The organism is Litorilinea aerophila, from assembly GCF_006569185.2.
Classification (GTDB): domain Bacteria; phylum Chloroflexota; class Anaerolineae; order Caldilineales; family Caldilineaceae; genus Litorilinea; species Litorilinea aerophila.
Map to the genome: position 1 here is coordinate 1 of NZ_VIGC02000056.1, position 11,842 is coordinate 11,842.

Here is an 11,842-nt window from a genome sequence, read left to right on the forward strand (position 1 = left end):
AGTGGATACTGAAAGTCGTCCGCCAGCAAACGGTCGTGCTGGCGGATTAGCTCGTTGAAGCAGACGATCCAACAGAGTGGATACTGAAAGATGATTGCAGCAGACGCCGTGCCTGACGCTTGCTGCTGTTGAAGCAGACGATCCAACAGAGTGGATACTGAAAGTTGCGGGGGATGGTGAGCGGAGCTGGAGGGGGCGGGCGTTGAAGCAGACGATCCAACAGAGTGGATACTGAAAGCCAGCGTCCCGCTCACGCCGCGCCAGGCGAAGATGTGTTGAAGCAGACGATCCAACAGAGTGGATACTGAAAGACGACATCGACTCGACCAGCAATCCCGGGGCGGCGGTTGAAGCAGACGATCCAACAGAGTGGATACTGAAAGACGTCCCGGCCCACGTTGTGGGCCACATTCTGGGCCGTTGAAGCAGACGATCCAACAGAGTGGATACTGAAAGTGACCCGGCGCATCCGGTACGGTGCCCGGCATGAGCGTTGAAGCAGACGATCCAACAGAGTGGATACTGAAAGGCATTGTCGCGGAAGTGGACATCCTGGCCATGGTGAGTTGAAGCAGACGATCCAACAGAGTGGATACTGAAAGTGGTCGATACAGTCCAGCGCGAACATCCAGTCGTCAGCGTTGAAGCAGACGATCCAACAGAGTGGATACTGAAAGAGGCCCAGGCGCCACATCCGTTGCAGCGGTACAGCGGTTGAAGCAGACGATCCAACAGAGTGGATACTGAAAGGCGACCATGCGCCAGAGGCGCCAGAAGCGCCTGGGTTGAAGCAGACGATCCAACAGAGTGGATACTGAAAGACACGGGCGGTAACAGTAGGGCCAGCCCAGAAGGAGTTGAAGCAGACGATCCAACAGAGTGGATACTGAAAGGGCAGAGTCCAGAGATTGTATGTCCTCTTCTCCGAGAGTTGAAGCAGACGATCCAACAGAGTGGATACTGAAAGAGCGCACGTTTGAAGCAACGGCCGACAGCACACGCTATGTTGAAGCAGACGATCCAACAGAGTGGATACTGAAAGCCATACAGCCGGCTGGTGCTCGCCGGCCGCTCGTACTGCAGGTTGAAGCAGACGATCCAACAGAGTGGATACTGAAAGAGGCAGAGGCCACCAAGGCCCAGGCCCTGGCCCAGGGTTGAAGCAGACGATCCAACAGAGTGGATACTGAAAGTCGTTGCCGTGATACTCCTCGTGGCAACGGGGGCACAGTTGAAGCAGACGATCCAACAGAGTGGATACTGAAAGGTGATATCGATGCCGTCGCCGGCGGTGTATGTCACGCGTTGAAGCAGACGATCCAACAGAGTGGATACTGAAAGTGCTGCTTTTGCTTCTGGATACCGGCATCCGCCACGTTGAAGCAGACGATCCAACAGAGTGGATACTGAAAGGCTGCACGGCCCGGGCCCGGGGACCATAGAGTGCCGGTTGAAGCAGACGATCCAACAGAGTGGATACTGAAAGAGCCTGTAGCGCCGCCTCCACAACCTGGGGTACGCTCGTTGAAGCAGACGATCCAACAGAGTGGATACTGAAAGAGGCGCAGGCCGGGCAGACGCGCAGCCGGACGACGAACGTTGAAGCAGACGATCCAACAGAGTGGATACTGAAAGAGCGGCAGTCGTCGCCATCTCGGATGACCACCACAGTTGAAGCAGACGATCCAACAGAGTGGATACTGAAAGTGGCCCTGCGCGCCGGCCTGGGGAGCCCGCAGACGGTTGAAGCAGACGATCCAACAGAGTGGATACTGAAAGTCACCCTCCTGGTCTAGTTTTGATAGCACGTGTTTTCGTTGAAGCAGACGATCCAACAGAGTGGATACTGAAAGAGGTGTCGTCAGCAGAGCTGGTACCTGCACTCAAGCGTTGAAGCAGACGATCCAACAGAGTGGATACTGAAAATCCCCTGGTTGCGAGTCATGGTGGAGTCCACTGTTTTGGTTGAAACAGATGATTCAATTCATAGTGCAAAGTGCATAACAGGCTCTAGACTTGTTCATCCGCTCATTTTGTACAGAGAGTAGAGGAGAGAGAACGATGCCTTTTACCCCATGCACCTTACTAGCCCATCACGGCAGCCGCACAAATCTGGACGACCTCCGCAGCCAGTTGACCCAGCGACTCACGTTGGCTCTGATTGTCGTGGCCACGGTCGCCACCTGGTCCGTGCTGCCCGTGGACCCGATCCCCATGGACCAGCTGCTGACCTACGCCGGTCTGGCCATGTTGGGGCTGTCCGTTCAGGTGTTGGTGCCCACGCGGCCGTTGCAGGCGGCGCGGCTACTCCTGGCCGGAACCACCGCCGCGCTGCTGGTTGTCATCTGGTTTTTCCCCGCGCCCTGGTTGCCGTTTTGGGGCCTCCTGCTCGTATTCAGCGCCTCCCTGTTGATGCCAGGCAGCGAAATGTCGGTGGGCGGGGTGATCGCCCTGTACATATTCTGGCTCATGCAGGTGAGCGACCGGGTCTACCCCCTGGCCGGCCTCCTGGTGATGTTGGCCCTGGCCGTCGTCCTCGGCCAGCTCGCCATGCATACCCTCTACATTGCTCTGCACTGGGCCTGGAACTCCCAGCAGGAGGCACAGCGGCTGCTACAGCAGGTACGCACACGCCAAGCGGAACTGAGCCAGACGCTGCGCTCCTTCGAAATCGCCAACCACAATCTGCGCCGCACAGAACGCGCCCTCTCGGAAGCGCGAAAGCAGGCCGAGGAGGCGCGGCGGCTCAAGGAGCAGTTCGCTGCCAACATCAGCCACGAACTGCGCACGCCCCTCAACCTCATCCTTGGCTTCAGCGAACTCATGCATCTCTCCCCGGATGTCTACGGCACCTTCCCGTGGCCGGCGACCCTCCGCCGGGACATCTACCAGATCTACCGCAGCAGCCTCCACCTGCTGGACATGATCGACGACATCCTTGCCCTCTCCCGCTTCGAGATGACGGGATTCACCTTGCGCCGGGAACGCACCTCCCTCTATACCCTGCTGCAGGATGCGGTAGAGATTGCCCGCAACCTCTTCAAGGACTCGCCCGCTACCCTTTCCCTGGAAATTGCGTCCCACCTACCGGAATTGGAGATCGATCAGACCCGCATCCGCCAGGTGGTGCTCAATCTGCTCAACAATGCCTTGCGCTTCACAGCTCGCGGTGACGTCCGCTTGAAAGCCGTCTGCCTGGATGACGAGGTGCAGATCAGCGTAATCGACTCTGGACCGGGGATCGCCCCAGAGGCACTGCCCCATATCTTCGAGGAGTTTTTCCAGGCCGACCTGTCCCTGCGCAGGAGCCATCAGGGCGCAGGGCTCGGCCTTGCCATCTGCAAGCGCTTCGTTGAAAGCCACGATGGGCGCATTTGGGTCGAGAGTGAGCCGGGAAAGGGTGCGACTTTTTCCTTCACCCTGCCGATCCCGGAGCGCCACATCGCCCTTTCCCGCCTGCAACGCCACGCGCCGGTGGAGCTGCCCTGGCCGGCAGCCCGCGCGTCGGTCCTGGTACTCGACAAAGATCGCACCGTGGCCTCCTCTATCCAGAGCCAATTGCCAGAGTATCGCATCGTCCAGGTTCAGGAGCAAGCAGCGCTGGATCGGTTGATTGCCGCTCAACAGCCAGTAGCGCTTATCCACAACGTGTCCCCCGGTGAAGATGTCACGGTCTGGGATTCCCACTCACCGCTCCCTGTGCTCCGATGCACTTTGCCTAGCCAGACCTGGCTGGCGAAAGAGCTGGCCGTCCAGGACTGCCTGGTAAAGCCGGTCACCCAGCGGCAACTTCTGGATAAATTGGCAAGTTTCGGAAAGATCCGGCGGGTCTTGATTGTGGATGACGACCGGGGCTTCGTGCAACTGGTGGCCCGCATCCTGGCGGCGGCCGGCCTAGCGCTCCAGCTAGACTATGCCTACGATGGATGTGAAGCGCTGGAACAGATGCGGACCAAACGGCCGGACGTCGTTCTGCTCGACTTAGTGATGCCCGAAGTGGATGGCTTCCAAGTGCTGGCCGCCATGCGTGCCGATCCGGCTCTGGCCTCTATACCAGTCATCTTGCTCACCGCCACAAGCTACCAGGGTCAAGGGAACCAGGGCAGTAGCACTCTCGTGGTGCAGTGGCCCCTAGGAAACCACAGCATCGAACTTCTGCAAGCCATGGCCGCCATCGTCCGGCTGTTGGAAAACCATGCTTTGTCGGATGGGAAGGGGGAGTGAGATGAAAGTACCTGGGGCCACCGGCTCCGAGCCTTCAGCGAGAGATCCCCAGCTCGCGCAGCGCACGTAGCACATCGTCGCGCCTGACCGGTTTGGGGAGCATGAGCGAGGCGCCCAACGAATAGGCCAACTCTGGATCGTTAATCACTGAACAGATGATAATCGGTATTCTGGACGTCTTAGCGTCGCTCCGCAAGACTTGCAGTACCTTCCACCCATCCATTTGGGGCATCATCACATCCAGCACAATCCCATCGCACTGGATTTCCTGAGCGCGCTGCAGCCCTTCCTGAGCCGAGGTGGCGCCGATCACACGATACGCATACCCCCGCAGATACCTTTTCAACAACTCCACCAACCCCTCGTTGTCGTCGATCACCAGCACCGTAGGATCGCTGCCGGGCAGGACGAGGATCACCGCCTGCTGTCCGTCCGGCTCCTCGTGCCGGTAGATCTTCCACCCGAGCTGGTCGGCTAATTGGGCGGTTACCAGATTGAAGCCGCTTCGCTCATCCAGGGTCGGGGTATAGCGCAGCGCGATATGAAGTTCATGGTGCGCCTTCTCCAGGGCGATCTCCAAGCGCGGGGAATCGGTCTGCACAATCTGGCTCAATACGCTGATCAGCAATTGTTGGGCCAGTTCGGGGACGGTCAAAAACTCCGTCGTCGTGTGGGGTGGCGCCGTTACAACAATGGCAGTGCCATGGAGAGCCGCCAGCTTCTCCACAGAACGCTGGGCCTGGCGCAATAACCCGTGCAAGTCCACGGGACGGGACTGGGTGTTCAACCGTTCGATCTCCCTGGAAGGCGCCGAGAGTTGGGCGGCCCCCAGTTCGGGCCCGGTCTCAACATCGCCGCTGCCCAAGAAGATGGGCTCCAGGAGTACCGCCAGGCTATCCTCACCGCGCCGGATATCGCGGTAGGCCTGCCGCTCGGATATGCCCAATTCGCGGGCAGCTTCCTGCACGGTAAAACCTTCCACATAGTGGAGTTGCAGCAGGTTGTAGGTGCGCGCGTGGGGTGAGCGAAAGCCGACGTCCGCGCCCGGGCTCATGGATTCGATGGCCCGCAGCACCGCGCGGCGCAGCCGAATACCGGCCGCAGGTTCCGGTGGATCCGTGGTGGCGGCCAGCCTGGCCGCCAGGGCATGCTGTTGCAGGTAGCCGAAATCATTGAGATGGGCCAGCACTTGCTTGAGCTCATCGACAAATGCTACGGGGGGCATGGATCGCTCTGGCGCCTCGGGCGACATCTTTCTTCCTTTCGTTATGGGCATGGCAGGCTTTTGTCAGGTGCGTGGCATGGGGAGCCATAGACATCTGCCTTGCAGTCGGAGTATATTGTTTACACGAATTATAGCATGGCAGCAGAGCACGTTCTATCCGTACCGCAGATGGCAGATGCAGGCAAACGGGCGAAAATAAGCATAGGCCATATGCGCCGCGGCCTGGTTTGCCCCACCCAACCTGTGCTATCTGGAAAAACTCGACAGCGCATCACAATACCCGCGTTTCTGTCTCTGTATCCAACACAAGGAGGAGAAGAAATGTCTCAAGGCAAAGCTCTATCCCGGCGTGATTTTCTACGTGGATGTGCGGGCGCGGCTGGTCTGGCATTGGTTGCAGGCTGTACCGCACCTGTACAGGCACCTGCTACCGACACTACCGCTGCTGATGGTGCCCCGGCCCAAAGTGCTGTGGAATTGCTCTACTGGTCTGCAGTCCATCAAGAGTGGGCCGAAGCCAAGATCGAGGAATATCAGGCGGAAAACCCCAACGTCAACATCGAACTTGTCACCTTTGGCAGCACTCTGGACATGAATCCCAAGATGATCACGGCCAGCGCCGGCGGTACCGCCCCCAACCTGGTCTTCCAGGATCGCTTCCTGGTGGCCGGTTGGGCCGGCCGTGGGGGAGCGACGCCCATCACCGATCTGCTCCCGGCCTACGACATCAACGCGGACGATTTCCTGGAGGCCACTTGGAACGAGTGCGTCTGGCTAGATCAGATCTACGGCGTGCCCTTCGACACCGATGTACGGGCCGTCTTCTGGAATCCGGAGCTCTTCGCGGAAGCGGGCCTGGATCCCGATACACCGCCGCCCACCCACGACTGGGAGGCCATGGTCGAGCTGGCCGGCAAGTTGACCAAGAGTGCCTCCGACGGCTCCATTGAGATCATGGGCTTCATCCCAACCCAGGTGCTCAGCAACGCCTACGGCAACGGCGGCGACTACATCTATGTCTGGGCCAATGACGGTGATTTCTTGAAGGACGAACGCACCGCCTGGATGGACAACCCTAAGATCGTCGAGACGCTGCAATGGGAGTACGACATCACCAACGCTGTCGGCGGCATCGACAAAGCGGCAGAGTTCAGCTCGGGGTGGCCCAGCATGGCTGGTTTCAACCCCTTCGGTTCAGGCTACCTGGCCATGATGGTCAACGGCGGCTGGAATCTGGCGGACTTCGCCGAGTACTACCCCGACCTGGAATTCAACGTCGGCATCTGGCGCAAACGGGGCCAGGAGGATGACTACGTCAACTTCTCGGGCGGCTTCTGCCTGTCGCTCCCGGCGGGTGCGCAGCATGTCGACGAGACCTTCGCCCTGGTCAGCTTCCTCTCCAGCTACGAAGCCCAGTTGGATGCCGCCATCCGCTACCAGCGCATTCCGGCCCTCAAGGCTGCGGTGGCGGACAAGGCATTGCTGGACAGCTCGCCCTATCCAGAGAAACAAAAGATCATAAACGAATCGGCCGCCTACGGCCGCTTCCGGCCGGTCTCACCGGTGGCCGGGCAGATTCACAGCTACTGGGTGCGGCCTGGCACCGGACGTGACTGGGTCATGTACGGCGAGAAGAGCGCCGAACAGGCCTGCGCCGACATGAATGTGGCAATCCAGGAGGAGCTGGACGCCTTCTGGTCATCCGTAGAGGGATAAGCGGCGGCGGCAAGGACGGATGGCACGGGTAGCCTGGCGGCCGCCCGTGCCCTCTTCCACTGCGCCACTTTCAGGCCTAGTACATAGAACTGCATCATGAGAAACTTGGCATGGTTCCGCACACTGAAATCCAGGGAGATCTTCTGGTTCTACCTGTTTGCCCTGCCCGGCATTCTGGGTTTTCTGCTCTTCCGCATCGGCCCCATGCTCGCATCGCTCTACTTGAGCCTCACCAACTATTCGGTGCTGATGCCGACCCAATTCAAGGGGCTTGACAACTATGCGAACATGGTCCGGGACGAGCTGCTCTGGACATCCATCTGGAACACCGTCTACTACGCGGCGCTGGCCGTACCGCTGGAGATCGTGGCTGCGCTGCTCATCGCCCTGCTGCTGAACCGGAAGGACATCTACGGCCGTTCTTTCCTGCGCTCAATCTTCTACATGCCTTCCATTCTGCCCCTGGTGGCCGTCTCCATCCTCTGGATCTGGATTCTGCAGCCCCGCTTTGGGCTGGTCAACACCTTCATCGGCCTTTTCGGCATTCGGGGACCTAACTGGCTGGGCAATCCGACATGGGCCAAACCAGGGTTGATCCTGCTGCGGCTGACGACCATCGGCGTCAACATGGTGATCTTCCTGGCGGCGCTGCAGGGTGTGCCGCGAAGCCTCTACGAAGCCGCGGAGCTGGATGGGGCGACCAAGTGGAAGCAATTTCGCCACGTGACCGCCCCCATGATCTCGCCTGCCATCTTCTTCACCTCCATCATCGGCTTCATCAACTCCTTCCAGGTCTTTACCCAGGCCTACGTCATGACGGGCGGAGGCCCCAACGATGCCACCCTGTTCTACGTCCTCTACCTTTACCGCCAGGCCTTCGAATACTTCAAGATGGGCTACGCGTCGGCCATGGCCTGGCTGCTTTTCCTGGTGATCATCGCCCTCACCTTCATCCAGTTCCAACTGAGTTCAAGATGGGTCTACTATGGAGGCCGATAAGTCTGTGAAAGCCAATCTCCCGCTGTCGACGCGCCCCGAGGTTGCGACGAAGCTCTTGCCGTACCACCGAACCTTGAAGCTGGCCGCGCGCATTGCGCTCAACATGGGCGTCTACGCCGGCGCCCTGCTCTTCATCGTCCCCTTCTACTGGATGGTGACCACCTCGGTCAAGACCAGTGCCCAGTTGTTTGTCTTCCCGCCGGCCTTGATCCCGAACCCTGTGGAACTGCATCACTACGCGCAGGCATTGGAGACCGTGCCCCTGGCCCGCTATTTTGCCAATACCGTCTACCTCACCGGCCTCAACCTGGCGGGAACGCTCATCTCCTGTACTCTGGTGGCCTTTGCCTTTGCCCGCTATGAGGTGCCGGGCAGCCGGCTCTGGTTCGGACTCCTCTTGGCGACCATGATGTTGCCCTACCACGTGACCATGATCCCGCTCTTCGTTGCCTACAGCAAGGTGGGCTGGACCAACACCTTCCGCCCCCTCTGGATCGAGGCCTTCTTCGGCAACGCGTTCTACATCTTTCTCCTGCGCCAGTTCTTCAGAACGATTCCCAACGAGCTCTTCGATGCGGGGAAGATCGATGGGTGCTCCGAGTTCGACCTCTACCAGCGCATCATGCTCCCGCTGGCCAAACCGGCGCTGATCACCGTCACCATCTTCCAGTTCCAGCACACGTGGAACGAGTTTCTGCGGCCCTTGATCTACATCAACAAGCAGTCCATGAAGCCCCTTTCACTGGGCTTGCAGGACTTCTACGCCGCCTATTCCGTGGAGTGGCAGCAGCTCATGGCCGCGTCCACCCTCATGGTGTTGCCGGTTGTGCTCCTCTTCTTCTTCCTACAGCGCTACTTCATCGAAGGCATCGCCTTGACCGGGCTCAAGGGTTGAGGCCTTACCCCCAACGCCGCCGGCCAGGAGGCAAGCGGGCAATTCAGCGGCCATCTGCTCCCCATGGCTCACAGCCAAACCGGCGCGCCTGGCGGCAACACCCTGGCAGCACCTGTCGTCTAAACTAACGACCATAGCAAAGATGATTGTCCGAAAGGCACACCAGCAACATGCTTGACAGTTACCCATTTGATCCCGAAACCGACCTCTATCTCACCCCAGAAGAACGTGTGGCCCTGGCACGCCGCGCCCTCGGCGTCACCGTGGTGGACGGCACCGGCCGGCTGGGCATCGATGTGCTCAACACGCCCATCCGGGCCACTCACCTGGAAGGCCCGCTGGCCTCCTTCCACGTCACGCCCGAAGCCTGGCGGGTCAGCCACATGGGCAACGAGACCTTCGCCTGGCTGACCCAGCCGGTCCCCCACGAGATGGCCGAGTCTGTGGTTTTCATCTTCAAAATGGCCACCGGCTACGGCTCGAGCTGGGTCCATCCCTCCGGGGAGTTCCGCCTTTATGTTAACGAACGCCATGCCATCACCTTCCGCGAGACCAAGTACAGCGAGCGTTTCACCAAGGGCCCCTGTGTGCTGGCCTACGACGTCCACCGGACCGAGGTGGCGCCAGAGGGCATGTCCCTGAACCTGGACGCCGCCACCACCCACGAGCGCATGGCCAGCTTCGGCGTCGCCGCGCTGCTGGTGCCCGCCGCCTGGCTCGAACCGGGCCAGCCGGCGCTGCTGCGGGTGGTCTCCCACAGCGAATACCCGTCGCCGACCTGGTGGCGGCTGGATCTGGCCTACAAGCAGGCGGATTACATGCGCCACCTCAACTGGTGGCCGGCCGTCGAGTTGGCCGCGTCGCCGCCGGCGCCCCTCTCCAATGGCCGCAGCCCCGTCTTCTTCGGGGAAGTCCACGCCCACAGCGAGATCGACAGTGACGGCAGCCGCACCCTGGACGAGAACTTCGGCCATGCGCGCCACACAGCCTGCGTCGACTTCTACGCCCACACCGATCACGACGACGCCATCATGAAGGGCGACAAGTGGCATCTGCGGCTGGACGCGGTCAGGCGATGGCACGACGAAGGCCGCTTCGTCACCATCCCGGCCTACGAGTTCACTTCCTTCGTCTACGGCCACCGCAACGTCTACTTCCGTGACCCGGAGCACGCGCCCTTCTTCTCCTGCCGGACGCCCGACCAGCAGTGGATCCACCCGCGGGAACTCTACGCCCATCTGGACCGCCACGGCGCCGATGTGGTGGTGATTCCCCACCATCCTGTCGTGGCCGACCACCCCTTCAACTGGAAGACCTCCAACCCCAAGTACGACCGGCTGGTGGAGATCTTCTCGGGATGGGGCTGCCACGAGACGGCAGACGCCAACGCCCCCCTCATCGGCCACGGCTCGGACAAGTACCCCCAACTGAGCATCACCAACGCCTTGCGGAGCGGCCACATCTTGGGGTTCGTCTGCGGCGCGGATGCCCACGACGGCTATCCCGGCAATGCGCAGGGAAAGTTCCCCTACAACTGGATGAACAAGCACTCGCCCGTGGGCAGCGGCCGCACGGCCGTCCTGGCGGAGCAACTCTCCCGGGACGCGGTCTGGCAGGCCCTGTACGACCGGCGCTGCTACGGCACCACAGGCACCCGCATCCTGGTCGACTTCACGGTCAACGACGCGCCCATGGGCAGCCAGGTGACCGCAGCGGGCGAACGCACAATCCGTTTCCGGGTGGCCGGGCCGTGCCCGATCCACAAGATCCACGTCATCCGCAACGGCGAATTGCTGGCGCGCGCGTGGTGCGACCAGCCGGTGGAGACAGGCGAGTTTCACGACCCAGGGAGCGGCGCCGAGGTGGATTTCTACTATCTGCGCGTCTTCTGTCAGGATGGTGAAATGGCCTGGGCCAGCCCCATCTGGGTCCGACGGGCCGGGCGACGGCCTCCGGATTGGTAGCGCGCAATAGTTAGGTCGTCAAAATGTGACGGTGCAACGCTGGGTTCGACGGTATAACGAGCAAGGAATGGAGAGAATTGTCTATCAACATACAGGCGGTCCTCCTTTTACCCAAGAAGAGGAGGCACAGATAGTCCAAACGGTCTCCACCACGGAACCCGTTGAGCACAATTTGCCGGGGTATGAGTGGAAGACCGCCAAGATCATCGAGTATGTAGAGCGAATCACGGGGTGCCGATCTATATTGATGAAGCGCCTATTCATCGCGACCTGGATTGGGGTTACGCTCGGCCCCCCCAAGGGACAACCGGTTTATCGGCAAAGCGAGTATCCACCCCGCTCGGATCGAATCAATTGGTATGCCATTTACAATTTCACCGAGGGTCTGTGTCTCATCTGGAATGAAGGCAACTGCAACACAGAACATACAATCGCCTTTTTGGAGCGGGTGGCCGACTGGTTAGGAGATACGGAACGTCTCGTCGTGATCATCTAGGACGGCGCTCCTTGGCATCGAGCCGCCAGCGCCCGTGGGAAAGCGCATGAACTCGGATTTCGCATCATTCCGCTTCCTGGGTATAGCCCCGACCTGAATCCCATTGAGGGGCTTTCGAAATGGATGCGGGAAGCGGCGACCCAACATCAACATCACTCGTATAAAACGAGGCGGGAGTTTTTCGACGCCTGCCTAGTACTACAACCGCAGATTAGCGAATGAGGCTCTAACCGGAGATAATGGAATGGAACTCAATGAGCCGGAGGAGCCATGGAACTGAGCGAATTGAAAGAATGGGCGAAGGATTTTGAAGGGTTTCACAG

The 11,842-nt window shown here is 60.0% G+C and carries 7 protein-coding genes, 2 pseudogenes and 1 CRISPR repeat array; of the genes and pseudogenes, 8 read left to right on the top strand and 1 reads right to left on the bottom strand.

Annotated elements, in window-relative coordinates:
• Nucleotides 1-53: 53 nt before the first annotated feature.
• Nucleotides 54-1,926: a CRISPR direct-repeat array (repeat unit 37 nt; unit sequence GTTGAAGCAGACGATCCAACAGAGTGGATACTGAAAG).
• A 135-nt stretch (nt 1,927-2,061) separates the two neighbouring features.
• Nucleotides 2,062-4,224 (top strand): ATP-binding response regulator, encoded by a 2,163-nt coding sequence (locus FKZ61_RS23260; protein ID WP_141612557.1) that lies wholly within the window; start codon nt 2,062-2,064, stop codon nt 4,222-4,224.
• A gap of 34 nt (nt 4,225-4,258) precedes the next feature.
• Here the strand turns inward: FKZ61_RS23260 and FKZ61_RS23265 are convergent, their stop codons facing one another.
• Nucleotides 4,259-5,476, bottom strand: coding sequence for a response regulator (locus FKZ61_RS23265; RefSeq protein WP_170200230.1), 1,218 nt, complete (start codon nt 5,474-5,476; stop codon nt 4,259-4,261).
• 294 nt (nt 5,477-5,770) lie between these two features.
• Here FKZ61_RS23265 and FKZ61_RS24565 point away from each other — a divergent pair.
• From FKZ61_RS24565 to FKZ61_RS24570, 7 genes and pseudogenes are all read left to right on the top strand, one after another.
• Nucleotides 5,771-5,848, top strand: a pseudogene (locus FKZ61_RS24565) (twin-arginine translocation signal domain-containing protein); the annotation flags it as partial.
• A gap of 78 nt (nt 5,849-5,926) precedes the next feature.
• The gene (locus FKZ61_RS23270; protein ID WP_229964377.1) at nt 5,927-7,165 is read left to right on the top strand and encodes an extracellular solute-binding protein; all 1,239 of its coding nucleotides are present in this window, start codon (nt 5,927-5,929) and stop codon (nt 7,163-7,165) included.
• A 96-nt stretch (nt 7,166-7,261) separates the two neighbouring features.
• Nucleotides 7,262-8,164, top strand: coding sequence for a carbohydrate ABC transporter permease (locus FKZ61_RS23275; protein WP_141612560.1), 903 nt, complete (start codon nt 7,262-7,264; stop codon nt 8,162-8,164).
• Nucleotides 8,165-8,219: 55 nt separating this feature from the next.
• Complete coding sequence (locus tag FKZ61_RS23280) at nt 8,220-9,059, top strand: carbohydrate ABC transporter permease (RefSeq protein ID WP_229964378.1); 840 nt, start codon at nt 8,220-8,222, stop codon at nt 9,057-9,059.
• Between the two features lie 230 nt (nt 9,060-9,289).
• Nucleotides 9,290-11,023 (top strand): CehA/McbA family metallohydrolase, encoded by a 1,734-nt coding sequence (locus tag FKZ61_RS23285; RefSeq protein WP_229964379.1) that lies wholly within the window; start codon nt 9,290-9,292, stop codon nt 11,021-11,023.
• A 31-nt stretch (nt 11,024-11,054) separates the two neighbouring features.
• Nucleotides 11,055-11,519, top strand: a complete 465-nt coding sequence (locus tag FKZ61_RS23290; RefSeq protein WP_326838579.1) for a hypothetical protein — start codon at nt 11,055-11,057, stop codon at nt 11,517-11,519.
• A gap of 12 nt (nt 11,520-11,531) precedes the next feature.
• Nucleotides 11,532-11,741: pseudogene (locus FKZ61_RS24570) on the top strand (transposase); the annotation flags it as partial.
• Nucleotides 11,742-11,842: the final 101 nt, after the last annotated feature.